The organism is Streptomyces sp. NPDC020489, assembly GCF_044386545.1.
Lineage (GTDB): Bacteria > Actinomycetota > Actinomycetes > Streptomycetales > Streptomycetaceae > Streptomyces.
Map to the genome: position 1 here is coordinate 1 of NZ_JBIRUZ010000015.1, position 24,598 is coordinate 24,598.

At 69.3% G+C, this 24,598-nt stretch carries 29 protein-coding genes, 3 tRNA genes and 1 pseudogene; 21 read left to right on the top strand and 12 right to left on the bottom strand.

The annotated features are described in order from the left end of the window. Positions 1-245: 245 nt before the first annotated feature. The 7 genes from ACH41F_RS32880 to ACH41F_RS32910 form a co-directional block, all read right to left on the bottom strand. The gene (locus tag ACH41F_RS32880; RefSeq protein ID WP_398838761.1) at positions 246-1,697 is read right to left on the bottom strand and encodes an MFS transporter; all 1,452 of its coding nucleotides are present in this window, start codon (positions 1,695-1,697) and stop codon (positions 246-248) included. Between the two features lie 82 nt (positions 1,698-1,779). Next, on the bottom strand, positions 1,780-2,349 hold the full coding sequence (locus ACH41F_RS32885; protein ID WP_391239719.1) for a TetR family transcriptional regulator: 570 nt from the start codon (positions 2,347-2,349) through the stop codon (positions 1,780-1,782). A gap of 113 nt (positions 2,350-2,462) precedes the next feature. After that, on the bottom strand, positions 2,463-2,891 hold the full coding sequence (locus tag ACH41F_RS32890) for a MaoC family dehydratase (RefSeq protein WP_398838938.1): 429 nt from the start codon (positions 2,889-2,891) through the stop codon (positions 2,463-2,465). An 8-nt stretch (positions 2,892-2,899) separates the two neighbouring features. Further along, on the bottom strand, positions 2,900-3,352 hold the full coding sequence (locus tag ACH41F_RS32895; RefSeq protein ID WP_391239722.1) for a MaoC family dehydratase N-terminal domain-containing protein: 453 nt from the start codon (positions 3,350-3,352) through the stop codon (positions 2,900-2,902). A gap of 126 nt (positions 3,353-3,478) precedes the next feature. Then, positions 3,479-3,643, bottom strand: a complete 165-nt coding sequence (gene rpmG, locus ACH41F_RS32900; protein ID WP_003948671.1) for a 50S ribosomal protein L33 — start codon at positions 3,641-3,643, stop codon at positions 3,479-3,481. A gap of 88 nt (positions 3,644-3,731) precedes the next feature. Further along, positions 3,732-3,804 (bottom strand) — tRNA-Met (locus tag ACH41F_RS32905). Positions 3,805-3,850: 46 nt separating this feature from the next. Further along, positions 3,851-3,923: transfer RNA gene (locus ACH41F_RS32910), tRNA-Thr, on the bottom strand. A 304-nt stretch (positions 3,924-4,227) separates the two neighbouring features. Here ACH41F_RS32910 and ACH41F_RS32915 point away from each other — a divergent pair. Further along, positions 4,228-5,484, top strand: a complete 1,257-nt coding sequence (locus ACH41F_RS32915) for an amidohydrolase family protein (RefSeq protein WP_398838763.1) — start codon at positions 4,228-4,230, stop codon at positions 5,482-5,484. Positions 5,485-5,758: 274 nt separating this feature from the next. After that, a complete protein-coding gene (locus ACH41F_RS32920; RefSeq protein ID WP_391239728.1) occupies positions 5,759-6,415 on the top strand; it encodes an NAD(P)H-binding protein in 657 nt (218 codons plus the stop codon). A 177-nt stretch (positions 6,416-6,592) separates the two neighbouring features. On the opposite strand, the gene ACH41F_RS32925 is transcribed toward ACH41F_RS32920, so the two are convergent. Beyond that, positions 6,593-6,805 (bottom strand): hypothetical protein, encoded by a 213-nt coding sequence (locus ACH41F_RS32925; protein WP_391239730.1) that lies wholly within the window; start codon positions 6,803-6,805, stop codon positions 6,593-6,595. A 367-nt stretch (positions 6,806-7,172) separates the two neighbouring features. Between ACH41F_RS32925 and ACH41F_RS32930 the strand changes: the two genes are divergently transcribed. The 4 genes from ACH41F_RS32930 (at position 7,173) to ACH41F_RS32945 (ending at position 9,591) form a co-directional block, all read left to right on the top strand. Further along, positions 7,173-7,973, top strand: coding sequence for a hypothetical protein (locus ACH41F_RS32930; protein ID WP_398838764.1), 801 nt, complete (start codon positions 7,173-7,175; stop codon positions 7,971-7,973). Positions 7,974-7,991: 18 nt separating this feature from the next. Continuing rightward, complete coding sequence (locus ACH41F_RS32935) at positions 7,992-8,222, top strand: hypothetical protein (RefSeq protein ID WP_398838765.1); 231 nt, start codon at positions 7,992-7,994, stop codon at positions 8,220-8,222. A 339-nt stretch (positions 8,223-8,561) separates the two neighbouring features. Continuing rightward, the gene (locus tag ACH41F_RS32940; RefSeq protein WP_398838768.1) at positions 8,562-9,023 is read left to right on the top strand and encodes a GntR family transcriptional regulator; all 462 of its coding nucleotides are present in this window, start codon (positions 8,562-8,564) and stop codon (positions 9,021-9,023) included. Between the two features lies 1 nt (position 9,024). Continuing rightward, a complete protein-coding gene (locus ACH41F_RS32945; RefSeq protein WP_398838769.1) occupies positions 9,025-9,591 on the top strand; it encodes an HD domain-containing protein in 567 nt (188 codons plus the stop codon). On the opposite strand, the gene ACH41F_RS32950 is transcribed toward ACH41F_RS32945, so the two are convergent. Together ACH41F_RS32950 and ACH41F_RS32955 are read right to left on the bottom strand one after the other, a co-directional pair. After that, complete coding sequence (locus ACH41F_RS32950; RefSeq protein ID WP_398838770.1) at positions 9,579-10,052, bottom strand: NUDIX domain-containing protein; 474 nt, start codon at positions 10,050-10,052, stop codon at positions 9,579-9,581. The two genes, ACH41F_RS32945 and ACH41F_RS32950, sit on opposite strands and share 13 nt — an antisense overlap. 2 nt (positions 10,053-10,054) lie before the next feature. Beyond that, entirely contained in the window at positions 10,055-10,813 is a 759-nt protein-coding gene (locus ACH41F_RS32955; protein ID WP_398838772.1) for a helix-turn-helix domain-containing protein, read from the bottom strand. 913 nt (positions 10,814-11,726) lie between these two features. Between ACH41F_RS32955 and ACH41F_RS32960 the strand changes: the two genes are divergently transcribed. From ACH41F_RS32960 to ACH41F_RS33025, 14 genes and pseudogenes are all read left to right on the top strand, one after another. Beyond that, positions 11,727-11,984, top strand: coding sequence for a DUF6284 family protein (locus tag ACH41F_RS32960; protein ID WP_398838773.1), 258 nt, complete (start codon positions 11,727-11,729; stop codon positions 11,982-11,984). Continuing rightward, positions 11,984-12,271: a DUF6303 family protein gene (locus tag ACH41F_RS32965; RefSeq protein ID WP_398838774.1), complete on the top strand. Its 288-nt coding sequence runs from the start codon at positions 11,984-11,986 to the stop codon at positions 12,269-12,271. The genes ACH41F_RS32960 and ACH41F_RS32965 overlap by 1 nt, the downstream gene beginning before the upstream one ends. After that, entirely contained in the window at positions 12,268-13,275 is a 1,008-nt protein-coding gene (locus ACH41F_RS32970) for a DUF2637 domain-containing protein (protein ID WP_398838776.1), read from the top strand. The genes ACH41F_RS32965 and ACH41F_RS32970 overlap by 4 nt, the downstream gene beginning before the upstream one ends. Further along, positions 13,275-13,658: an RRQRL motif-containing zinc-binding protein gene (locus ACH41F_RS32975; RefSeq protein WP_398838777.1), complete on the top strand. Its 384-nt coding sequence runs from the start codon at positions 13,275-13,277 to the stop codon at positions 13,656-13,658. Before ACH41F_RS32970 ends, ACH41F_RS32975 begins: the two co-directional genes overlap by 1 nt. 27 nt (positions 13,659-13,685) lie before the next feature. After that, the gene (locus ACH41F_RS32980; protein ID WP_398838779.1) at positions 13,686-14,183 is read left to right on the top strand and encodes a hypothetical protein; all 498 of its coding nucleotides are present in this window, start codon (positions 13,686-13,688) and stop codon (positions 14,181-14,183) included. A 13-nt stretch (positions 14,184-14,196) separates the two neighbouring features. Continuing rightward, positions 14,197-14,796 carry a plasmid transfer protein TraA gene (traA, locus tag ACH41F_RS32985; RefSeq protein WP_398838780.1) on the top strand — a complete coding sequence of 200 codons (600 nt, stop codon included), beginning with the start codon at positions 14,197-14,199 and terminating at the stop codon, positions 14,794-14,796. Positions 14,797-14,850: 54 nt separating this feature from the next. Beyond that, a pseudogene (gene traB, locus ACH41F_RS32990) lies at positions 14,851-16,879 on the top strand (plasmid transfer protein TraB). A gap of 182 nt (positions 16,880-17,061) precedes the next feature. Further along, positions 17,062-17,511: a hypothetical protein gene (locus tag ACH41F_RS32995; RefSeq protein WP_398838782.1), complete on the top strand. Its 450-nt coding sequence runs from the start codon at positions 17,062-17,064 to the stop codon at positions 17,509-17,511. An 88-nt stretch (positions 17,512-17,599) separates the two neighbouring features. Next, positions 17,600-17,950 (top strand): hypothetical protein, encoded by a 351-nt coding sequence (locus ACH41F_RS33000; RefSeq protein WP_398838783.1) that lies wholly within the window; start codon positions 17,600-17,602, stop codon positions 17,948-17,950. Further along, complete coding sequence (locus ACH41F_RS33005) at positions 17,947-18,684, top strand: DNA methylase (protein WP_398838784.1); 738 nt, start codon at positions 17,947-17,949, stop codon at positions 18,682-18,684. The genes ACH41F_RS33000 and ACH41F_RS33005 overlap by 4 nt, the downstream gene beginning before the upstream one ends. Next, positions 18,681-19,508: a bifunctional DNA primase/polymerase gene (locus ACH41F_RS33010; RefSeq protein ID WP_398838785.1), complete on the top strand. Its 828-nt coding sequence runs from the start codon at positions 18,681-18,683 to the stop codon at positions 19,506-19,508. Before ACH41F_RS33005 ends, ACH41F_RS33010 begins: the two co-directional genes overlap by 4 nt. A gap of 2 nt (positions 19,509-19,510) precedes the next feature. Further along, complete coding sequence (locus ACH41F_RS33015; protein WP_398838786.1) at positions 19,511-20,986, top strand: ATP-binding protein; 1,476 nt, start codon at positions 19,511-19,513, stop codon at positions 20,984-20,986. Positions 20,987-21,436: 450 nt separating this feature from the next. After that, positions 21,437-21,625 carry a helix-turn-helix transcriptional regulator gene (locus ACH41F_RS33020; protein ID WP_398838787.1) on the top strand — a complete coding sequence of 63 codons (189 nt, stop codon included), beginning with the start codon at positions 21,437-21,439 and terminating at the stop codon, positions 21,623-21,625. Positions 21,626-21,684: 59 nt separating this feature from the next. Then, on the top strand, positions 21,685-23,097 hold the full coding sequence (locus ACH41F_RS33025; RefSeq protein ID WP_398838789.1) for a tyrosine-type recombinase/integrase: 1,413 nt from the start codon (positions 21,685-21,687) through the stop codon (positions 23,095-23,097). Between the two features lie 134 nt (positions 23,098-23,231). Here the strand turns inward: ACH41F_RS33025 and ACH41F_RS33030 are convergent. After that, positions 23,232-23,313, bottom strand: a tRNA-Tyr gene (locus ACH41F_RS33030). Positions 23,314-23,537: 224 nt separating this feature from the next. On the opposite strand from ACH41F_RS33030, the gene ACH41F_RS33035 reads away from it, so the two are divergent. Next, the gene (locus tag ACH41F_RS33035; protein ID WP_353689719.1) at positions 23,538-24,026 is read left to right on the top strand and encodes a YajQ family cyclic di-GMP-binding protein; all 489 of its coding nucleotides are present in this window, start codon (positions 23,538-23,540) and stop codon (positions 24,024-24,026) included. A 134-nt stretch (positions 24,027-24,160) separates the two neighbouring features. Here the strand turns inward: ACH41F_RS33035 and ACH41F_RS33040 are convergent, their stop codons facing one another. Then, positions 24,161-24,427 carry a GlsB/YeaQ/YmgE family stress response membrane protein gene (locus ACH41F_RS33040; protein ID WP_391239734.1) on the bottom strand — a complete coding sequence of 89 codons (267 nt, stop codon included), beginning with the start codon at positions 24,425-24,427 and terminating at the stop codon, positions 24,161-24,163. Positions 24,428-24,598: the final 171 nt, after the last annotated feature.

Consider the following 24,598-nt stretch of genomic DNA (forward strand, 5'->3'; position numbering starts at 1 on the left):
CGCCGTGGCGCCGGTGCGCATCTTTCAGCCCGTCCGGCGTTTGAGGACGAGGCCCCTTCAGGGCCGATGGGGGTCTGGGGGCGCAGCCCCCAGGGCTTGGGCGGGGTCGAAGGGGCGGCAGCCCTTGGGTATGGGTCGGGTAGGGGCGGCGGGGGCGAGAAAACGGTTGAGGCGGTCCCACCGGAGACCCGCACGCAAAGACGGCCCCGCCCTCCCCCAGGCGGAGCCGTCCCGTGAGCGTGAGGTCAGCCGGCCACGCCCTCCAGAACCGGCGCCGGTCCCCGCCGCGCTCCCGGCAGCACCCCGTCCGTCGACCGCCCCGACGGGATCAGCAGAGCCGCAACCCCCGCGAGAGCGACCACCGCCGCCCCCGTCACCAGCGCGGGCCGCAGCCCGTCCACGAACGTCTGCCCCGTCTCGTAACTCCCCTGCGCCGAGAAGATCGACCCCATGATCGCGATGCCGAGCGCCCCGCCCACCTCGCGCAGCGCGTTGTTCGCGCCGGAGGCGATCCCCTGCTCGGAGCCTCGGACGCTGGACATGACGAGGTGGGAGGCGGGGGCGAAGAAGAGGGCCATGCCGATACCGCTGATGATCAGCCCGGGCAGCTGGATCGCGTAGGACGCGTCCACCGTGATCACGGCCGCCAGGTAGGCGAGGCCCGCCGCCTGGAGGAAGAGCCCCGTGGCCACGACCGGACGCCCACCGATCCGGTCCGAGAGGATGCCCGCGATCGGCGCGACCAGCATCGGCATTCCGGTCCAGGGCAGCATCCGCAGCCCCGCCTCGGTGGGCGAGTATCCGAGGACCCCCTGCATGTACTGGCTCAGCAGGAAGATCGACCCGAACATCCCGAGGAACATCAGCAGGCTGGCCGCGTTGATGCCGGAGAAGGCCCGGGAGCGGAACAGCCGCATCGGCAGCATGGGGTTCTTGGCCCGCGTGCTGTAGATGACGAACCCGGCGAGGAGTGCCGTACCGGCGAACAGCGACGCCAGGACCATCTGGTCCGTCCAGCCGTCCGCGGGGCCGCGCACCAGCCCGTAGACGATGCCGAAGAGGCCGCCGCTGGCGAGCAGGGTGCCGGGGAAGTCGAGGGGCGCGCCCGTGCCGTGGGACTCCGCGAGGCGGAGGCGGGCGAGGGGGAGCAGGGCGACGCCGAGGGGGACGTTCAGCCAGAAGATCCACTGCCAGGAGAGGTGTTCGGTCAGGCTGCCGCCGATCAGCGGTCCGGAGGCGACCGCGAGACCGTTGACCGCGCCCCAGATGCCGTACGCCATCCCGCGCCTGGCCGCGGGAACGGCCGCCGTCAGGAGCGTGAGGGTCAGCGGCATCATGATGGCCGCGCCCACGCCCTGCACCGCGCGGGCCGCGATGAGGCTGTCGATGCCCGGGGCCAGCGCCGCGGCGGCGGACGCTCCCGTGAAGATCGTCAGTCCGACGAGGAACAGCTTGCGGCGGCCGAAGCGGTCGCCCAGGGCCGCGCCGAACATCAGGAGGACGGCGAAGGTGAGCGTGTAGGCGCTCACCGTCCACTCCAGGTCGTGCAGTCCCCCGCCAAGGTCCTCACGGATCGAGGGCAGGGCGGTGGTGACGACGAGGTTGTCGAGGGCCGCCATGAATCCGGCGACGCTGGTGATGACGAGGGCCCAGACCGCTCCCCCGCGTGGTGTCTTCTGCTTGGCTTGCTGTGACATCGCTCCCCCAGAGCCGACTCGGATAGTTATTGATCACTAACTTTTGTGCTCATGAAAAGGCGCCGACAACGCGCCTCACCGTTCACTTCTCCAGCCGGCCCTTGAGCCGCGCCGACGGATACATGCCTTCCCACACCCGGTGCTCGGGGGGAAACCCCATCGCCACCAGGCAGTTGATGAGCATCCCGAACGCCAGGAAGACCGTCGTCTCGTTGGCGTCGCCGCCCAGCGGCAGATGGACCGTGTCCCACAGCCGCATCCAACCGTCCCGGACGGCCTCGCCGAACTCGTGGTCGCCCTCCTCCTCGGCGGCCCCCACGGCGACGTACGTCTGCATCTGCATCAGCAGCCGTTCCGGATGCTCCGCGATGACCTTGGTGTACGCGTTCGCCATGGCATGCAGGGCCTCTTCGCCGCTCAGCCCCTCGGAGGCCTCCGCGAAGGTGCGGACGGTGTCCTCCATGCAGCGCGTCGATGCCGCCAGGAAGATCGCCTTCTTGCCGGGGAAGAGGCGGAAGAGATACGGCTGCGAGACACCGACCCGCTTGGCGATCGCCTCGGTCGACGTGCCGTGGTACCCCCCGCGGGCGAACTCGCTCATCGCCGCACGGATGACGCTCTCGCGCCGCTCCTCCGCGCTCATCCTGACCATGGAGAGGAAGTTAGTACTCAATCACTAACTTGGCAAGTAGGGCGGTGGGACTGGGCTTGAGAACAGGTAAGGGGCGCCCCGCCATGGAGGGCGCCCCTTACGTCATCTGCGGGTCAGGCCAGTCGTACGACCGCCCTGGACATCCCCAGGACCTTCTGCCCGGCGCTGGTCACCGTGAGGTCGACGCGGACCGTGTTGTCGTCGAGCTTGGCGGCGACCTTGCCGCTGACCTCGATGAGGGCGCCCTGGTCGTCGTTCGGGACGACGACGGGCCTGGTGAAGCGGACGCCGTACTCCGCGACGGCGGCCGGGTCGCCGACCCAGTCCGTCACCACGCGGATCGCCTCGGCCATGGTGAACATGCCGTGCGCGATGACGTCCGGCAGTCCGACCTCCTTGGCGAACTTCTCGTTCCAGTGGATCGGGTTGAAGTCCCCGGAGGCGCCCGCGTACTGGACGAGATTGGCGCGGGTCACGGGAAAGGTCTGGGCGGGCAGCTCGGTGCCGACCTCGACGTCGTCGTAAGCGATCTTCGCCGTCATGGTCTTTCTCACGCCTCCTCTGCCGCGCGCGCGACGAGCTTCGTCCAGGCCGTCACGACGTGCTCCCCGGCCTCGTCGTGGACCTCGCCGCGCACGTCAAGGATGTCGTTGCCGGCCATGGACTTGATGGCCTCGATGGTCGAGGTGACCGTCAGACGGTCGCCGGCGCGGACCGGGCGGGTGTAGGCGAACTTCTGGTCGCCGTGCACCACTCGGCTGTAGTCCAGGCCCAGCTGGGGGTCGGCGATGACCACGCCCGCGGCCTTGAAGGTGATCGCGAAGACGAAGGTCGGCGGGGCGATCACATCCGGGTGACCGAGCGCCTTCGCGGCGTCCGGGTCGGTGTACGCCGGGTTGGCGTCCCCCACGGCCTCCGCGAACTCGCGGATCTTCTCCCGGCCCACCTCATAGGGGTCGGTGGGCGGGTAGCTCCGTCCTACGAAGGACTGGTCGAGCGCCATGGGCTCGGCACCTCCTGATCACTCGCCGATCACTCGCTGATCGGTCGTACTGGCCGGTATCGGGCTCATCAACGACGCGAGGCCGCCCCCCTGACTGCTGGGGGCGGCCTCGCGTACGAGCCTGATTTATCGCGTTTCGCGGTGCGCGGTGTGCGCGTTGCAACGCGGGCAGTGCTTCTTCATCTCCAGTCGGTCCGGGTTGTTACGCCGGTTCTTCTTGGTGATGTAGTTCCGCTCCTTGCACTCCACGCAGGCCAGCGTGATCTTCGGGCGGACGTCGGTGGCAGCCACAGGAGTGCTCCTTGACGAACGGATGGGACGATTAACGCATAGAAGAGTAGCCGATCGAAGGACCGACCCCGCAATCGGCTACTGTCTGTAGCGGTGACCGGACTTGAACCGGTGACACAGCGATTATGAGCCGCTTGCTCTACCGACTGAGCTACACCGCTGCGATGCGATCCGTTCCCGCCTCGCGACGGGAACCTCACACACCAGAGCCCCAATACGGAATCGAACCGTAGACCTTCTCCTTACCATGGAGACGCTCTGCCGACTGAGCTATTGGGGCGAGCGATGAAGACATTACACGCTCGGCCGCCGTTCACCCAAATCCGTTTCCAGGCCCTCTCCGCGGCCCGTTCGCGGGCCTGCGCCACGGCCACGGAGCGGCCCGCACGGCGGTCTGTCCTGCGCTGTTCCGGCCTTCTCCCCCCAGCCTCACCAGCCCCTCCCCCACGACGAACCACACCGGTACGACTATTGCGCTCCTCCCCGCCGCGAGCGGATCACCCTTCTAGGCTCGACTCACTCTGCGTGATCTTGCCTCCCCCGTGCGCAACCCCGAGCCACGAGCCTTGAGCCCCTGGAGCGCGATGCCCGACAGCCAGCCGCAGCCACCCCACTCGTCGTCCTCGCCGGGCCCGGCCGACACCGGCTCCCTCCTGCTGTGCGGGGCACGGCTGACCGACGGCAGGACCGTGGACGTACGGCTGGGCGGCGGACGCATCGAGGCGGTCGGCACGGCGGGCAGCCTGGCGGCGAACGGCACACGCGCGGGCGGCACGCGCGTGGACCTCAGCGGCTATCTGCTGCTGCCCGCGCCGGTCGAGCCGCACACCCACGGCGACACGGCGCTGTCGGCCGACGCGGACGGCCCCGTCTCGTACGACCCCCAGGACGTCCAACGCCGGGCGACCGAGGCGGCCCTGCTCCAGCTCGGTCACGGGGCCACCGCGCTGCGGGCGCACGTGCGCGTGGGTGACGTCCAGGGGCTGGGCGCGCTGGCCGCCGTGCTCCAGGCACGGCGTTCACTGCGCGGGCTCACCGAGCTGACCGCCGTGGCGATGCCCCGGGTGCTGACCGGGGCGGCCGGGGCGGAGGGGCTCGCGATGCTGCGGGACGCGCTGAAGATGGGCGCCGCGGCGGTGGGCGGCTGCCCGGACCTCGACCCCGACCCGACCGGCTATGTGCAGGCGGTGCTGGACGTCGCCTCCGAGCACGGCTGTCCGGTCGATCTGCACACCGACGCCTCCGATCCGGCCCGCCTCGCCCGGCTCGCGGCCATGGCCGGCGGGTTGCGCCCCGGAGTGACCCTCGGCCCGTGCGGCTCGCTGGGCCGCCTGCCCTCCGAGGTCGCCGCCCGCACCGCCGACCAGCTCGCCGCGGCCGGCGTGGCCGTGGTCTGCCTGCCGCAGGGCGGCTGCGGGGGCGTGGAACGGCGCGGCACGGCGCCCGTACGGCTGCTGCGCGCGGCCGGCGTGCGGGTGGCCGCCGGCAGCGGCGCACTGCGGGACGTCTCGAACCCCGTGGGCCGCGGGGACCCGCTGGAGGCGGCGTACTTGCTGGCCTCCCGGTACGGCCTGCGCCCCGAGGACGCCTACGACGCGGTGAGTGCCTCCGCGCGGGCCGTCCTCGGACTGCCCGAGGTACGCGTGGAGGCGGGCTTCCCGGCCGAGTTGCTGGCGGTGCGGGGCGACCGGTTGGCGGGCGCGCTGTCGCTCGCGTACAGCCGGATCGTCGTGCACCGGGGGCGGGTGGTGGCACGGACGAGCGCGGTACGGGAGTTCTGCGACTCGGCGGCAGCCGTGGAGTTGGGGCTGCCGCGGCAGGGGCGGGGGGAGGTGTCTTGAGGGGGGCGTGAGGGGGCGTTGCGCGCGGGGGGCGTGGTGCTGCGCGGGGTGCGCGGGGATCGGTCCGTGGTGTGCGCGTCGTGCGCCCGCGCGGCCGTGGTGGTGCGGGCGTTCCACGCCGCGCCGGGCGGGGGCTCGGAGGCGTACGCCGTGTGGCTGCGGGCCGCCAGGTCCACGTCACCCCGAGGTTTCCCAAGTCCTCTGCGATCGCGTCGCCTGCGGCGGGGCTCAAGTCATGCGGCGGATGCGGTCGTCCGGGCGTACGGTCGAAGGCATGCGCATTGTCATCGCTGGTGGTCATGGTCAGATCGCGTTGCGGCTGGAGCGGCTGCTCACCGCGCGCGGACACGAGGTCGCGGGGATCATCCGGAAGGCCGAGCAGGGGGACGACCTGAGGGAGGCGGGTGCCGAACCGGTCCTCCTGGACCTGGAGTCGGCCTCGGTCGAGGAGGTCGCGGACCGTCTTCAGGGCGCCGACGCGGCGGTCTTCGCGGCGGGCGCGGGTCCGGGCAGCGGCACGGCCCGCAAGGAGACGGTGGACAAGGGCGCGGCGGTGCTGTTCGCCGAGGCGGCGGTCCGGGCGGGCGTACGCCGTCATGTGGTCGTGTCGTCGATGGGCGCCGACGCCACGCACCAGGGCGACGACGTGTTCGACGTCTACCAGCGCGCCAAGGGCGAGGCGGACGACTACGTCCGGGCCCAGGACGCCCTGGACTGGACGATCCTGCGCCCCGGCGCGCTGACGAACGACGCCGGCACCGGTCTCGTACGCCTGGAGGCGCACACGGGTCGCGGTCCGATCCCGCGCGACGACGTGGCCGCCGTGGTGGCGGAGTTGCTGGACACCCCGGCGACGGCCGGCCTGACCCTGGAGCTGGTCAGCGGGTCGACGCCGGTGTCCGTCGCGGTGAAGGCCGTGGCCGGGAACTGAGGGCGGTCGCGGAAGGGGCGCCGACAGCGCGCGAGGGGCTGCTGCGGCGGCCCCTTTTGCCCGGGGCTCGCACGGGCGCGCGCGGCGGTACGGGCCTACTGGGTAAGGCAGTTCACGGCCGAGCGCCCCTCGTACGGCTGGGCGGTCGAGCACAGGCGGGCTCGGCCCCCCAGCCCGTCAGAACAGAGGCATCTGGCCCGGCATCTCGGGGATCACGTAACCGTCCAACGACGGCTGAGCAGCGCCGAGTTGCGCCTGGCGACGGGAGCCGGGGCAGGAGACGAGCTCACCGCTCTCGCGAGCACCGGGCGGATCGTGCCGCGCGAAACGACCGGCGACGACGGCGATCTCACGACGGCATTCGGGGCAGTTCCTGCGACGGCTGGACATGGAGTCAGTGTGCCCCGTGCGGACCGGTGTCGCGCATGTCGGACGGGTGACCGCAGGGGGGCCGGACGCGCGCGAGGAGCCGCGCCACCGCCCGCCCAGTCCCTCGTCGGCACCGCGTGCCCCCGAAAACGAAGAGACCCCCTCCACTCTGCGTTTCCGCAGTTCGGAGGGGGTCTACCTTCATGTGGCGGCGCCAGGATTCGAACCTGGGAAGGCTGAGCCGGCAGATTTACAGCGGGCCGAGCCCTCTACTTCCCACCTGCGGATTACGGCATCACCGATGCTGCTGGGGGACACCTGGGGGCGGGGGAACGCGGTGCTCAGCAATAGGCTCTCAGTCCGTGCGGCAGCCTGATAGAACACAGGCATGGCCTTGCCGTACAGCAAGTCCCAGATTGAGCGTCTGGGCAAGCGGTTGATAGCTACTGGGGAGCCATCCGAAGAAGATCTTGATGCCCTGAACGAACTCTTGCTCGCTTACGACGAACTCCTGGCAGCCGCCATGAGCGAGGTACGCACTCTGGGGTACGACCCCACCGGTCGAGTCAAGAACACGGGCACCATTCTTGAGAAGCTCGCTCGCCACGGCGGCTCGTGGTTGAAGAGCATCCAGGATCTTGCAGGCATGCGCATCGTCCTCGACTGTGACAGACAAGGGCAGGACGCAGCAGCCTCCGAAATCATCGCGCTCTTCAGCTCCTGTCCTCGTGAGCCTCGTCTCGTGGATCGCCGCTCAGCCCCCAGCAACGGCTATCGCGCGGTGCACGTCATCGTCTTCCCGCAAGGGGTACCGATCGAAGTGCAAGTGCGCACTCTTTGGCAGCACGAGTGGGCTGATGTGTTCGAAAAGCTGGCCGACCTCGTGGGGCGCGGCATCCGCTACGGCGAGCCGCCGATGCACTGGTGGGATGAGAGCCTCCTCGTACGCGCGGACGGCCGGGACGCACAGTCGATCCGACGGCTTTACGACCTTGCCTACAAGGCTCGGACCACGTTGGTTAAGTCAGTCCTAGTCGCAGGCGACTTGATTGACGCCCTAGAGGCCGCCGTGGCTCAAGGAGTCGACCCGGACGACCCGCAGCTTCGAGAGATCTGGGCAACAGTGCAGCAGGATCTTGCTGACTACCGGGATGAGATGAGGCACATGACTCCTCCCAAACAGCCATGATCTTGATAACGTGGCTACATGACCAATGTCCTCGTGGTGTACGACCGCTCGCACGGTCGACTCCTGCGTGAGCAGGAGTTCGCTCACCGTAAGGACGCGCTGTCCGCACGCTTCGCGGCCGAGCGCCAGTACCGGGGCGATCTCAACATTGAGGTTGTGGTGCTTGGTGCCAGGAGCCGAGCGGACCTCATGCGCACCCATGCGCGCTACTTCCTGAGCCTGGACGAGCTTGCAGCGCGTAGCGCATAAATCACGCACGCGCCATATGGTCACTCTCTGTACACAACACTGCCTTGCTCGTGGATCGGGCGGGCTACGCTCCGTCGCCATGCTGACCTACGGTCACGGAGCGTAGCCCGCCCGATCCACGAGCACTCCAACTTTGCCGAAACTTTACTGATGGGCGGCGTATTACGTGCATGCGCCAATGTGCGTTCGCTAGGCGCTACCGCGCACCACAGTTGCCACCAGTGGCTGGTGCCGGACGCCTGGTCTGTGGGGTGTATATCCGCTATTCGGGCCACTCCGCAGCGGTGGTGAGTCGTGGAATTCTTGGCGTGACGACCGGCCAACGGAGAGGGAGAGCGAGTGTCGCAGCCGACCAACCCGCGAGGCACGTTTCTAAAAATTGCCGACTCAGTGAGAAGGCAGATCGAGAGCGACCCGGACATGACGGAACTCCCGTCTCTGGCTGAGGTCATGCGCGACCACGAGGTTTCCCGAGGGGTCGCCCTACGCGCGTTCGGCGTGCTGCGCCAGGAGGGCATGGCCGAACCGGTGCCGGGCGGACGGTGGCGAGTCGTACGCGCCGGGGCGCAAGTCGACCGGCGTCCGCTTGATCAGAGAGTGGCAGAGGTCATCGTGACTGACCGACTCAAAGCAGGGGAAGCGTTCCCGAGTGCCTCTGTGCTGGCCGAACGGTTCGGGGTGTCACGTCCGACCGTGACCAAGGCGCTAGAGAAGTTGGAAGCCGCGGGCGTGCTGGCGGGTGGAGGACAGGGCAAGGTGCGGACTGTCCGCGCCGTGCCGGCGCGAGAGGGGCGTTCGTAACTTGTCGACGTTGACGGAGTGGGCCTATCCCCTGGCTGAGTCCCTGCTTGCTGAGCCGTTGCCACGGCGCTGGCAGCACTGCTTGGGCGTTGCCGAGAGGGCACGCACGATCGCGCTCATCCTCGACCAGGACGCGGACCTGTTGGAGGCCGCCGCCGTGTTGCATGACATCGGCTACGCGCCGGACCTTGCCAAGACGGGATTTCACCCGCTGGACGGTGCGCGCTACCTCCGGGACGTCGCCGATGCCGACGAACGGGTGACCAACCTGGTGGCTCACCACTCCTGCTCATGGCTTGAGGCAGAGGCACGCGGGCTGCACGCGGAACTGGTCGGAGAGTTCCCCCGCGAGAGCGAGCACCTGAATGACGCGCTCTGCTACTGCGACATGAACACCACTCCAGACGGCACCCCGACGAACCCCGTCGACCGGATCAACGAGATCACCGGGCGCTACGGGCCGGACAGCCTGATCGGCAAGTTCATCCGCCGGGCCGAACCGGAGATCCTCGACTGCACATGCCGCGTCCTTGAACGAGTCGCCGCCGCGAAGCGTCAGCCGATGTAGGGCGCCGTCCGCGTCCGGTCCATGGCGTGCTCGATCCGGAGCCGCATCGTGGGGTGGATGTCCAGCTTCTCTAGGTCCGCTGGGTCGACCCAGCGGACCTGCGTCGTCTCGTTGCTCGTACGCACCTCACCGCCCACCGGCCGCGCGCGGAAGCAGATGCTGAACTGCTGCCGGATCTCCCCGTCGTCGTACTGCATCACGTGACCCGGGTCGGTGTAGATCCCGGACATGTCGACGACTTCGGCCTTGATGCCAGTCTCTTCCCAGACCTCTCGGACCACCGTGTCGCTGATGGACTCGCCCACATCGTGGCCACCGCCGGGTAGTGCCCAACGTCCGTTGTCGGATCGCTGAATCATGAGCACCTGCCCCGCATCGTTCTGGACGAACGCGACGACTGAGGGCACTACCGAGTTGGCCGGCGGGGCGTCCGGGTCGTGCAAGTAGTCGATGCGTCCCATGCTCAAGCTCCCGTGATGTCGTGTTCGGTTACTGGCCTGGCGCCTTCCCAGGTCTGCTCAACGCTATTGGCAAAGGTGTCGAACAGACCGCCACCGGGGACCTGCCGCAGGTGGAACACGGGCGCCATGTAGGCGCCGATGCCGTACACGTGCGTGTTGGCCAACATCTCGTCATCAGCACGGTAGATCGAGTTGTAGAGCACCGTGTCGTGCAGGCGAAAGGTGATCTCGGGGTGGCTGGTGAACAGCGGGCGGTAGTTGATGAGCGCGTTGCGGATCTTGCCACCCATGATTCGATGCCCTTCGTCGATCCCGCGCCGGATGACGGCCTCACACTCTGGATCGCCCATGAGAACTCGGATGCGGACACCGCTCTCGGCTTTCTCCTTCAATGTCGAGAAGAAGAGAGGGTCTTCCGCGAGGTAGATGCCGGCGTACACGAGGATGTCGATGCACTCCGTGGCGCGCTCGCACATCTCCCGCCAGAGTTCTGACGGCACGACGTGCCGATGAGGGTAGGCGGTCACGATCTCGGCCTTACTCAGGTCAGTTGCGGAGTCCTGAGTCCGGGAGTCCTCCCAAAGCGTCGTCACGTCCACCTTGAGTGCCGCCGCCGTTGCGTACTGGTGGCGCCTGTAGGGCACCTTGCCCTGCGTGATCCAGCGCTCAACGGTCTTTGAGTTGACCTGGATCTCTTCCGCGAGGCTCTGAACGGTCATGCCACGGGCTAACAGGGCTGACCGCAACCGCTCGTTGGGCATCTGTACCCCTTCGTGGGACATCTAGGGACCTCTTGACGGTAGTTAGCCGATCGAGAGCTGTCCATGCAGGGGGTGACCAAGTCCCCTGACCTGGGGCGATTCTGATTGTGCGCCAAGAAGTCCCGGCGCAAAACCAAGAGGTTCCGTCGCTGTACTTGACGGACCCCCATGCAGTACCTGTAAAACAGGTACTGCACCGCTGAACGGAACAACTCGACGGAAGCGGCTCATGCCGCACGTGCTTGAAAACTGAACAGTGATCGTGCGGGGCTGACGCGAGAGCGGCGGTCACGGCAGGTGCCTAGGGCGAGGGTCCGGGGGCAGACCGCCGCGATGGACGAAGCTCTCCCCCTACGCGCCTGGCAGGCGCCACCCGATCTCGGGTGTGGGGAAGTGCAGCGGGCCCCAACGCACGTGGCGGCAAGAGTGAGACCGCCCCCGCGACGACCGGGTGATGTCGTCGGCGGCAATGCCAAACCCACCGGCTCCGGAGAACGCCCCTGCACCCTGGGGGCGCCGCCCGGTGTGGGCCGCCCTGCTGGCGTCAGAGCAGTGACGATGACGCGCCCGACGTTCCCGGCTCGGGGCCGGTCCGCCGTGGCAACGGCGTACCGGCGAAAGCCGTGTCCCTGCGATTCGCGGGAGGTCGGCATGGGCCGACGACATACCAAGGCGCCGCCGCGATGGACCGGCCGGCGGCGCCCCCTGCGGTTTCCGGTCCGTCCTGGCTTCGCAGCGCCTGACGCTGCGGCCGGCTGCCTCTCCCGCCCGTACTTCGTTCCGCGCTTGCGGCTGAAGGACGGACGGGAGCGCGGGGAGCCGGATCTTCCGACTTCAACGGCGCGCGGCTCCCGGGGTGCCACCCGGGAGCCGCTGTTCGGGCCGTTCACCCTCTGGAAAGGACCACGACCCAATGGACCACATCGTCACTGTTCAGGAAGCTGTTACCGCCTTCGCCGACTTCATGGAGCCGACGGATTCGGAGCTGGACGCGATCGAGACCGAGATGCCGGTCATTCTCGCGGACATCGACCTGCTCGACGCGCACATCGCCACCCTGGACCGCACGCCGACCGAGCTGGACCAGCGGCGCATCCGCCGGGCCCGGCGCCGGGCGCTGGCCGCGCGGGTCGAGCTGGTCAACTCCGTCGACTCCGGCGTGGTGGCCTGATGGAGCAGACGTTCACGGCGCAGATGTCCGTGTTCAAGGGGCGCTGGCGCCTGTACGTGGTCCTGCTGAACACCACCGACCCGTGGCCGGAGTTCAGCTTCGACCGGGCCGCTCCCGTGCCGACGTTCACGGAGCGGACGGAGGCGCTCAGCGTGCTCGGCTTCGAACCGGTACCGGGCGCTGAGTGGGCGTGGACCGAGGACAGCGACGCCCCCGACAACCCTGCCTCGCCGGTCGTGTTGATCGCCGCGACGCGGGTGCGTTCACGGGAGGGGTGGGGGGCGTGAACGCTGTTCAGATCCGTTCAGCCGAACGCGCCTTGTCGGTCGGGACGTGGCTGATCGTGGCGGGCGCGATGCTGTATTCGATCCTCACCGTCACCCCTCTCGCTGCCGCCCACACCCCGGACAAGTGGAAGTGGACGGCCCCGATTCTGCCGCTGGTGGTGGATGCCGCGGTGGTCATCGTGGTCCGCCTGGATGCGGTGCTGGCTCGGCTCGGCGGCCACGGCGGGCGGTGGCCCATCGTCCTGCGCTGGATGACCGGCTGTATGACGCTCGCGCTCAACGTCGCCGACTCCGCCCTGAACAACGACCTGGTAGGCGTGGCAGTCCATGCGGTCGCGCCTTTGCTGCTGATCGTCACCGCGGAAACCGGGCTCGCCTACCGGCGCGCGATCGCCGCCGCCGTGACCGAGCTGGAGACCCGACAGCAGGCACAGCGCGAAGCCCGCGAGCGGGCCATTGCCGAGCGGCGGGAGGCTGCCGCGCGGCTGGCCCGTGAGGAGCGCGAGCACGCCGCGCTGCTGGCGCGTGAACAGCGTGAACACGAAGCCCGCCTGATCCGCGAGCAGGCCGAGCGCGAGGAAGCCGCCCGCCGCGAGGAACGCGAGCAAGCCGCGGCCCGTGAGCGGGCTGAGCGGGAGGCTCGTGAACGCGCTGAACGCGAGCGTGAACAGCAGCAGCGCGAGCGTGAACGCCGTGAACGCGAGGCCGCTGTACGGGCCGCGCAGGAGCGGGCCGCGCGAGCGGAGCGTGAACGCCGTGAACAGGCTGAGCGTCAGACAAGGGCCGAGCGTGAACGCGCTGCCCTGCTGGCCGCCGGGCCCGCCACCGAGAAGCTTCCCGAGGAACAGGCGCGCGCGACCGTGCAGGCCGCGTTCGAGGCGGGCCTGTCGGTGCGGTCCACGGCTGAGTTGTGCGGCTGGTCGGTGGGGTGGGTCTCCACCCGCTATCAGGAGCTGCGAGACGCCGGTCACCCCTCCTTCGAGGCTGACGGGGCGATGGTCTGATGTCGATCACCTACGCGAAGTGCTTCGATCCGAACGGGGCCCGCTTCGGCATACCGACCTTCCCCTGGCGCTGTGTCCCCGATGGCTACGCCACCCGCCGCCAGCTGCGCGCGCAGGGCTTACGGCCCGGCGGCCAGGAGGTCGCCGCGCAGGCTTTGCGCCCGCGGTATCGGCGCGGCCCGCTGGTCGCCTACTTCTACCGGCTCGACGCGGCCAAGCCCGTCCGGCCGATGACGCCGGCAAAGCGGGCCGCGCTGGCCAAGGCCAACGCCGCTCGCCGCACCTGCCCGCAGTGCCACATAGACGCCGGCTACGTCATCCCCCTCTCGCTCGGGATGTGCGTGCCGTGCGCGTACCCCGAAGACGAACAGCGCGCCGCCTGAACCCTCGACTTCCCTTGGAGTTTCGCCGTGTCCAGTCGTACCCGCACCCGCAAAGTCAGGACCGCCGCCGGCGTCCACACCGTCCAGCTCCCCCGCCAACGCGGGCGCCGGGCGCAGCCGTTCGTGGTCGTCGTCCCCGAACACCCCTCCCTGACCCGTGAGGCGCTCGGCTTCGTGGGCCGCGGCCTGTGGATGGCCCGCCACGCGCTCGCACCCACCGGCATCGCCCTCCTGGCCCTGGCGGTCACCGGCCTGCTGCATGTCATCGCCTGGTGGTCGGCTCTCGTGCTCGCCCCCGCTGCTCTCGCGCCGCTGGTGTGGTTCGCCGTCGTGCAGCGCTCGCGCCCCGCGCAGGGTTCCACGCTGGCCTGGCGCATCGCCCTGGCCGTCTTCGCCACCCTCGCGTTCGCGTGGGCCGCGTTCGCCGCCGGGTTCGGGCCGTGGGCCGGTCCGTTGCCGCTGCTCTGGCTGCTCACCCTGATCGTCGCTCAGACCGCGTGGCTCATCGTCCGCCGCACCCACTAGCTGAGGAGCCCCTGTGGCAAGCAACCGTTCCGCAGCCGACCAGGTCCGCGACTTCTCAAGCCGACAGGCCGGCCAGCCGTTCACCAACCCCCGTAGTGGTGCGAACCCGCAGAACAAGGGCGCCAAATTCGCCAACGCGGGCGCTGCCGTGGGTGGGTTCGTCGGCGCGGTGGGCGGCTCGTTCGTCCCGCCGGTCAACGTCACCGTCAACAACAACCGCAGCCGGAGCCGCGGGGGTGGTGGCGGACGGTCGCAGACGCAGTCCCTGTTGCCGTCGCCGGAGTTCACCTCGCCCGCGCAGGTACGCAACTACTGCAACACCCTCCGCGCTGCCGGGGTGGCCTTGTCGATCGAGGTCGCCATGGGCGCCGAAATCCTGGAGAGCGTTCTGGCCGCCGTGCCGGACCCCGAGGGCCGCGCGTTCGGCTCCCGCATCCGAGCCCGGAAGGTGGCCCGCAAGATGCGCAAGGCCGCCGACGGCATGCGCGACGCCGCCAAGAACGCCGCCGCCTGCTACGCGACCTTCCAGCAGGAATTCGAGGAAGAGATCAACCGGGTCCGCCACCGCGCCCGACGCCCCACTCAGCCGGTCATGAACTGGGACCAGCAGTAAGGAGGTCAAGCCATGGCCCGCAATCACAACAGCACGATGACCTACCCCGACGGCATGCCCGGCTACGTCATGGACCCCCACGGCGGACCCGAGAACGGCACCGTCCGCGCCTACCTGCTGCACAAGGCCAAGCCGCATCTGCCGCCGTGGCTCGGCTGGGCCGGTACCGGTCTGGTCGGAGCCTTGGGGCACTGGCGGTGGCCGGACAACGCCGCCGCCGGCGTCGGCCTCACCCTCGCCTCCGTGGCGCTGACCGGCGTCACCTGGTGGGCGGGCAAGAACACCAGCCAGCAGCGCCGCCTGCACTCCGCCGTCACGGTCGCGTGCGGCTCCGCGTGGGTCACGGCCGCGTGCCTGGCCGGTCCCACCGCCGGGCCGGTGGACGACCTGTACCTGATGGGCGGGCCCGCAGTGGCCCTGTCCTGGAACATCCGGATGGGCCTGCGCCACAACACCGAAGGTGCTCCGGGCAGTTCGGACGGTGGCCTGCTGGAGAAGGCGGGGGTTGGCCCGGGCGCAGATCGGGGCGGCGAAGGTGGAGCCCAACCGGGTCACCGCCCCCCTCGCGCTCCAGCCGGGCGAGCAGACCAACGACGACGTCACCAAGGCCCTCGCCCGCATCGCATCCGCGCTGGATCTGCCGAAGAACGCCATCCGCTACACCCCCGACCCCGACTCCGAACGCCGCGGTCAACTCGTCATCGTGCCGGAAGACATGCTCGCGGAGGTCGTGGAGTGGGAAGGGCCGTCCAACTTGGGCGGCTCGATCGCGGAGCCGCTGGTCTTGGGACGCTACGACGACGGTTCCGCGCTCGTGATGTGGCTGCCCGGCGACCCGGAGGCAGGCCGTAACTCCACCCACGGGCTGATCGCGGGCGGCACCGGCTCCGGTAAGGGCGATGCCGCCCTGAACCTGCTCACCGAGATCCTGTCCCGCCGGGATGTGATCGTCTGGATCTCCGACCCCAAAGCCTTCCAGGACTTCGCCCCGCTCCGCGCCGGGCTGGACTGGGCAGCAGAGGGCGGCTCGCAGACCGAAGTCCTGGTCGCCGCGGTCGAAGCGGTCATCCCCGCCCGTACCGGTTGGCTGGGCTCCCACGGCTACCGCGAGTGGGTCCCCGCGGCAGCTGAGGTGCAGAACGACCCGGCCCACTCCTGCCGCAACGACGGCCGCTCCTGCGGCTGTGCGGGCATGCCGTTCCTGGTCACCTGGTTCGAGGAGGCCGCCAACACCCTGCGCAACCTGGGAGACGACGCATTCACCGGCATCGCGCAGCAGGCCCGGTCCGCCGGCGTCTCACTGATCGTGTCGCTTCAGCGACCCTCCTACGACCAGATGTCCACCTCCACCCGCGCCTCCCTCCCCTCCGTGATCGCACTCGGTTGCGACCCACGCGACGAAGGCTTCTCCCTGCCGGAGACAGTTCTCGACGCTGGCGCCCACCCCGGCACGTGGGGCAACCGACGCCCCGGCTACTGCTACGTCGTCTCCCCCGGCATCGACGAGACCCGCTACCCCTCCCCGGGACGCACCCGGCGCTTCACCATCCGCGCCGTGCCAGTCATGGAACAGCTCGCCGCATGGGCGCAAGCCAACGGCGCGGTCGCCGACCCGATTACCGCCGGCGCGGCCTCCTCCGTAGCCGGACGCGCCTACACCGGCCGCATCCCCGCCAACCCCGAGGACGGCCAGCAGGCGACCGCGCTGCGGGTCGTCCGTGACGAGGAGGACGACATGGACAACCCCGGCTCCCTGGTCGACCCCGATGACGTGGACATCGATCCGGAGAAGGAACTGCCGGAGTCGGAGACAGGGGACGATGCCCCGATCTTCGGTGAAGAGGAGGGCCGCAAGCCGAAGCCGGAGGAGGCGCGGCGGTTGTTCGCCGACGCGCTGGCCGAGTTCGAGGATGCGGGCCAGATGATCGTGGGCCCGAAGGACTTCAAGGAGTGGTGCGAGCGCAACAACCTCTCCCGCCCGTGGGTCTCCGAGCGTCTCGCGGAGGCCTACCGGGAGGGCCGTGTGGAGGCGACGAACACCACCGGACGGTGGCGCATCGTCCCCACCACGAAGGCCGCCTGACACCAGCCTGACGCCTGACACCGTCACGGCCCCCTGACACCCAAACCCCTAGGCAAACCCGGTGTCAGAAACGCGTGACGCCCCTTCGTGACACCCCCTGACACCTGACGCTGACACCCCATCCGCACGGGCCCGCACCACCTCTGTGGCGCGGGCCCGCGGGTTACCCGGAAGGATCACCCATGGCCCCCTCCGAACGGCCCGCGGCCGTCGAAGTCCACCACCCCATTCCGATCACCACCTACCCGCCCGCCGCGCCCCTCGTGCCGGTGCAGCCGGGCCCGATGTCCGCGGTGCAGTCGATCGTGCTGCCCGACGGCCGAGTCGTCACCGGCTACACCCTCGCCCCCGCGCCCGCCCCGGCGCCTCTCGCTCCGCGGCCGGCCGTCTCGCGGACCGCGGTGAACATCGCCCTCGGAGGCGTCGGGTTCGGCGCGGTGTGCGGCGGACTGGTCCTGCTCACCTCGTTCATCGCCGCCCTGACCGCGTTCATCACTCAGCTCATCACCCTCGCCGCGGTCATCTTCGGCGGCTGGATCGCCGTACAGATCTTCAGCGCGGGCCGCCACAGCGGCGGGACCACGGTCAACATCCGCAAAGCCGTGATCAAGCGCAGCCACTTCCACGGCTAGCTACGCCAAGGGCGGCCCCCACGTCTCGCCAAAGAAGCGGGGCCGCCCTTGTCAGCCAGTCACCATCAAGGAACTGGAGACATCCAGAATGACCCAACCCACCGACATCCGGCGAGAGCCGGTCAGGGACCACATGGTCACCGGCTACCGCACCGAGCCCCGTCCCGACGGCAGCACCGTCTTGGTCCTGCTCGCCGTGGCCGACCAGCCCTACACGCTGACGCAGCACCGGTTCGCACTGGACAAGCACCTCTCCCACTTCCTGCTCGCCACCCTGACCCGCGACCTGGACGGCATCCCCGACCCCGGGCCCCGGCCGGAAGTCGCGGCCCTGCTCGCCGCCCTGGACAGTGACAACCCCACCGCCTTCACCACCGCCCTCGACGCCTACACCGGCCGCCTGCTCAACCTGTGGACGAACGGGGGCGGGGCAGCATGACCCACGAACCCGGCATCGGGCGACTGCTCGCCCTGCTCGAACCCCTGCGGGTGCTGGACGCGTTCTGCTGCATCGGTGGCGCCACCGAGGGCTACCGTCGCGCGTTCGGCAACTGCCACATCACCGGCGTCGACATCCAGGCCCAACCCGACTACCCGGGCGACGCCTTCCACCAGGGCGACGCCATCGAGTACATCCGCGCCCACGGCCACGAGTACGACTTCATCCACGCCTCCCCTCCCTGCCAGGGCGAGGGCGCCCCCACCAAGGGCACCAACCGGGCCAGGAACGCGGCTATCGGCCGGACCTACCCCCGCCTCATCGCCCCGACCCGAGCCTCGCTGGAGGCCACGGGACGGCCGTACGTGATGGAGAACGTGGCTGGCTCACAGGTGCGCAAGGACATCCGCCTGTGCGGGGAACAGTTCGGCCTGGGGGTGCTGATGCACCGCTACTTCGAACTCGGCAACTGGACCACAGCGCAACCGGTCCACCCGCGCCACCGCGGGCGGGTGCGTGGCTGGCGCCACGGTGAATACCACGAGGGGCCCTACGTCGCCGCGTACGGCAAGGGTGGCGGGAAGGCCACCGTGGAGGAGATCCGGGCCGCGAAGGGCATCGACTGGTCCACCGACCACTTCCGCTTGAGGGAAGCTCTCCCGCCTGCCTACATGGAGTGGATCGGCCGCGCCTACCTCGCCACCCTCGCTCCCACGCTGGGGGTGGTGGCGTGAGCAACCACCTGCGCACCGCCCTCCGGCTCGCGGCCGAGGGGCTGCCCGTGCTGCCGCTGCGCAAGGGCAAGGTGCCCTTCGCCAACTGCCCCGCGTGCCTGTACACCTCGTGCGGCGGGCGCCCGCACATGAAGACCCCCGGCCCCTGCGCCTGCCCCGCCCCCTGCCACGGCTGGGCCGCCGCCACCACCGACACCAGTGTCATCATCTCGCCGGCGTGGGCGAGCGCATGGCAGGGCGCCGGGGCGGTCGCCTACCACCCCGGTGGCGCCGGCCTGACGGTCGTGGACTGCGACAACGCCGACGCCATCGCGTGGGCCCGCGAGACCCTGCCCGCCACCCGGACCGTGCCCACGACCCGCGGTGAGCACTGGCTCTACCTCGGGACGATGCCGTCGGCCAACGGCGTGCGGCCCGGCGTGGACATCAAATCCACCATGTCCTACGCCCGCTGGCTCGGGTCCGGCACCGGCACCATGGCGGCGCTGCCCGACGTCGTGCGCGCGCTCACCGCAGCCAAGCCCGCGACCCCCGTACCCGTCAGGGTTTCCGCCCCGGTCGGGGGCGGGGAATGCCGCCACCGCACCTCCGCCTATCTCGAGCGCGGGATCGCCATGGCCGTGCAGCGCATCACCGAGACGTCCAGCGGCGTGCACACGGCCGTGTACCGGACGTTCCTGGCCGTGCTCTCGACGCACGGCCGGTGCGGCTGCCTCACCGAGGATCACATCGCCCGCCTGTTCACCGCCGCTCAGGCCAAGGGCGAGACGCCGCGGCACTGCACGGACGCGTGGACCAACGCACGCACCACGTTGGGGCTTTGAACATGGACGACGACGACAAGAACCCGGCCCGGAAGGTCATCGCGGACTACGCACAAGAGCGCTTCCGCTACTTCCGCACCGCGGACGGCACCGTCTACGCACAGCGCAAGGGCCACCCCGTGGCCCGCCCGATCCGCTCCCAGGGCACCACCGGAAGCCACCGCCAAGAACTCATGGTCGGCCTGTTCAAAGACGGACTCGGCACGTTCAACGGCACCGCGATGAAGGAGGCACTCGACTTGATCGAAGCACTCGCCCTCACCGAACAGGTCCAGCCCGTCCACATCCGCGTCGCCCCCGGCCTGGACGGGGCCACCTGGCTGGACCTGGGCCGCAACGACGGCCAGTCAGTCCGCATCCACCCCACCGGCTGGGACATCGCCGTCCCCGACCCGAGCGAAGTGTGCTGGCGACGCACCCAGCTCACCGGCGAACTGCCCCTGCCCGCCAAGGACACCAACGGCAAGGGCATCGACCAGCTCTTCAGGCTCTGCAACTTCGCAGGCGCCGAGACCGAGTGCCTGGCCATGGCCTGGCTCATCGGCTGCCTGGAACCCTCCGTGCCCGTCCCCGCCCCCTTCCTCACCGGCCCACAGGGCGCGGGGAAGTCCACCGGAGGGCGGATGCTGATCCGGCTCATCGAGGGCATGACCGGCGACCTGCGTCGCGCCCCGAAGGACGAGGACAACCTGATCGCGGCCGTGGCCGCGGGATGGGTCACGGCGCTGGACAACCTCTCCCACATGACCCCGGACCTGTCCGACGCCATGTGCTGCATCGTCACCGGAGCCGAGAGCGTCAAGCGCGCCCTGTTCACCGACGGAGACGTCTTCCGCGCCCGCTACCGCCGCCCCCTGCTCCTGACCGGCATCGACGTCGGCGTCATCCGCCCCGACCTCGCCGAACGCCTCCTACCGCTCCGCCTCGAACGCCCGAAGGTGCGACGCACCGAAGCGGAGCTGTGGACGGAGTACGCCGAAGCCCTGCCCGTCATGCTCGGCTCCCTGCTGGACCTGACCGTCAAAGTCCGCGCCGCCACCGCTGAGACGCCAACCGACCTGCGGATGGCGGACTTCGCCCACCTGTGCGCGCAGCTCGACGAGGCGATGGGCCTCGGGGCGCTGGCGGCCTACCGGGCCGGGCTGGACGACCTCAACGACGACGTCATCGAGGGCGACCTGCTCGCACAGACCGTGCTCCAGTACGCGGCCGGCATGCAACCCGGGGCACAGGAGCGGATGTCGTCCGCGGAATGGCTGCACCTCCTCACCCGGCTCTACACCGGCGAGGACTGCCGACCGCTGCCCAAGGGGTGGCCGACCACCGGCAAGGTCCTCTCCGACCGGCTCAAGCGACTTCAGCCCACCCTCGCTGCCCGCGGCCTGGTCGTGGACTGGGGACGCACCAAAACGGCCCGCTACATCGAACTCACCGAACCCGCACCGGCGCCCGGGCCGCAACAGGAGCCCGCGTTCTGAACACGGGGGGCACCGCACAACAGCAAGAGGAGCACCCGGGCCGACGCGCCCGCGGGTGCTCCTCTTGCTGTTCGGTGCGCAGCACCGCCCCAAGGAGGCGCCGCGCAGCGGCTCCTTCTTCGCGCTCTGAGCCGCGTACAACAACAGACACCACCCCCTCTCTTTCCTAAGTAGGGGAACGCTGCGTCACCTGCGTCACCCACGCCGGGAAACGGCCCCTGACCAGCAGAGAAGGCGGTGACGCAGAGCCCAACCGGCTGCGTCATCGTGCGTCACCTGCGTCACCCCCCGGTGACGCAGGTGACGCGGCGGTGACGCAGCCCCACCGTGCTCCGTCACCGATAACCGCAGGTCAGCGACCTGAATGACGCAGGTGACGCGGTGACGCAGAAATCCGAACCTCGGACAGGTGCCAGCCCCGCCATGACCAGAGCCTCGAAGGAGTCGACTGTGGCACGCCCTCAGATGCTCAAGCTCCCCGAAGTCCTCGAAGAGATCGGCATGAGCCGCGCCGCCTTCTACCGCATGCGCGCCCGCGGCCAGGCACCCCGCATTCGCAAGCTCCCCAACGGCCAGGTCCGGATCAGTCGCGCCGACTTGGACGCCTGGTGGGAGCGCTGCGAAGAACGCGTTGCCTGACGATGCACCCCCTCAAGCCCGCCCCGTCCGGGGCGGGCTTTCTTACTGCTCGGAGAGCCATGCCCCTCACCTACGACGTCCGGATATACAGCATCGAAACCCGCCGCGACCGCCCCAAGCCCTACCGCGTCCGGTGGCTCGTAGGCCCCCAGAAACACTCCAAGAGCTACACCGTCAAAGCCCAGGCTGACGGCCGCCGTTCGGAGCTGATGACCGCCCTGCGCAAGGGCGAGCAGTTCGATGTGGAGACGGGCCTTCCCACCTCCGAACTCCGCGCGCTGAACGGCTCCGTGACTTGGTACGAGCACACGCGCGCGTACATCGACCGCAGATGGGACAAGCTCCCCGCCAAGTCGCGCCGCAACGACGCCGACGCCCTAGCCACGATCACTCCCGCGCTCGTGAAGACAACCACCGGGCAGCCCTCACCACGCGTACTCCGCACCGCCCTGTACGGCTGGGCGTACAACAAGAGCCGCTGGTCCCAGGAACACCCCAGCGACGTCACGGACGCGCTCCGCTGGCTGGAGAAGAACTCCCTACCCGTCGCCACTCTCGAAGACCCCGCCACGCTCCGGCTGGCGCTGGACGCTCTCTCGACACTGCTCAATGGCTCCCCCGCCGGCGCGCGCACGGCGAGGCGTAAAAGGGCGTGCCTCAGCGACGTCTTGGGGCTCGCAGTCGAACGGCGCTACTTCAGCATTCCGGTCAACCCCCTGTCCACCGTGAAGTGGTCGGCGCCCAAGTCAACCGAAGAGGTCGACCCGGCGAGCGTCGCGAACCCTCGCCAGGTTCGGGCTCTGCTTGAAGCCGTGCGTGGGCAAGGCGACCGGGGTGCGCACCTTGAGGCGTTCTTCGGGTGCCTCTACTACGCCTCCATGCGTCCCGCCGAGGCGGTTGGACTGACCGCGTCCCAGTGCCACTTGCCCAAGAGGGGGTGGGGCAAGCTCACCCTTCGCGGCGGCATCGTTCACGCCGGCCGCGACTGGACAGATGACGGTCGGGCCCACCAAAACCGCCACCTCAAGGCACGAGCACAGCGAGACTCGCGTGTGGTGCCCATACCTCCCCACTTCGTCGCGATGCTCCGTTGGCACATCGAGCGCTACGGCACGTCTCCGGACGGCCGTCTGTTCCGTACGAACCGTGGCGGTGTGATTCAGGACACGGGATACGGCGAGGTGTGGGCAAGCGCCCGAGGCGACGCGCTGACGCCGGAACAGGAGGCATCGCCGCTCGCCCGGCGACCGTACGACCTTCGGTGCGCCGGGGTCTCGTTCTGGCTCTACAGCGGTGTCGACCCGATGGAAGTCGCGCGACGAGCCGGACACTCAGTCGCCGTGCTACTGCGTGTCTACGCGAAGGTTCTGGCGCAGGCTCAGGAGCGCGCGAATCGCCAGATTGAGGCTGGCCTGCGGGAATGGGACGGAACTGGTCTCTCCCCCGGGGGACGCCTGGGGGACACGCGCTGATCAGGCTTGGGATTCGCCCGAGACCAGGTGAGACAAGCCGCGCATTTCGACCCTCGTTCGAATGATGCCGTTCGAATACGAAGAGACCCCCTCCATGCTGCGTTTCCGCAGTTCGGAGGGGGTCTACCTTCATGTGGCGGCGCCAGGATTCGAACCTGGGAAGGCTGAGCCGGCAGATTTACAGTCTGCTCCCTTTGGCCGCTCGGGCACACCGCCGGGGTTGCTGCCCTTCGAACCGTCTTTCGGCGGTGCTCCGTGGCAACGACGTAAACAATACCCGATGGGGAGGGGTGCTCCGCCACCCGATTGATCAGCGCTCGGGGGACGCGGGGTGGCTAGGCTTGTGCGGATGCGGCCCGGGGTCTACGCCGGGCTCGGCGGTCGCCCCACGCACGCCGATACGCAGCCCGATACGCACCCGATACAAGGAGCCACAGGACATGGCCGACTCCAGTTTCGACATCGTCTCGAAGGTCGAGCGGCAGGAGGTCGACAACGCCCTCAACCAGGCCGCCAAGGAGATCTCGCAGCGCTACGACTTCAAGGGCGTGGGCGCCTCGATCTCGTGGTCCGGCGACAAGATCCTCATGGAAGCGAACTCCGAGGACCGGGTGAACGCTGTCCTCGATGTCTTCCAGTCCAAGCTGATCAAGCGCGGGATCTCGCTCAAGGCGCTGGACGCCGGTGAGCCGCAGCTGTCCGGCAAGGAGTACAAGATCTTCGCGTCGATCGAGGAGGGCATCTCCCAGGACAACGCGAAGAAGGTGGCGAAGATCATCCGCGACGAGGGCCCCAAGGGCGTGAAGGCTCAGGTCCAGGGTGACGAGCTGCGAGTGAGCTCGAAGAGCCGTGACGACCTCCAGGCCGTCATCGCCCTGCTCAAGGGCAAGGACTTCGACTTCGCCGTTCAGTTCGTGAACTACCGGTAGGTCACGGCCCGTTCAGCCCAGCCTCGGCAGCGCTGAACCCCCGCGGCTCCACGCCGCTCGATGCCGTACGAGGAAGGGTGGGCACCTGGCCGGTGCCCACCCTTCTCGCCTGCTGGCTGCGGCTCAGGGGCTGCTCAGTCGCGTGAGTTTCCGAACAGGATGCGGTAGCCGATCAGGAGGACGAGCGAGCCTCCGATCGCGGCCGCCCAGGTGGCTCCGTCGTAGAAGTCCTTGCTGATCGGGTGATCCATCCAGCGGGCCGATATCCAGCCACCGATGAACGCGCCCGCGATGCCGATGACGGTCGTGCCGAGGAAGCCGCCCGGGTCGCGGCCCGGCAGCAGGAACTTGGCGATGGCCCCGGCCAGAAGTCCCAGAATGATCCAACCGATGATGCTCATGCCCTGAACCTGCCCTTCCGCACTGTGCCCACGCCGTCCCGACCCTGTGATCCAGATCCGGACGGGCCGGGCGCCGATGGGTCGTGCGTGGTGCTCTCGTCCGTCGGCGGCGGCACAGTTGGTGTCGCGTTGATGTGGAGGACGTCACGTGTACATCCGTCGGTTGCACTG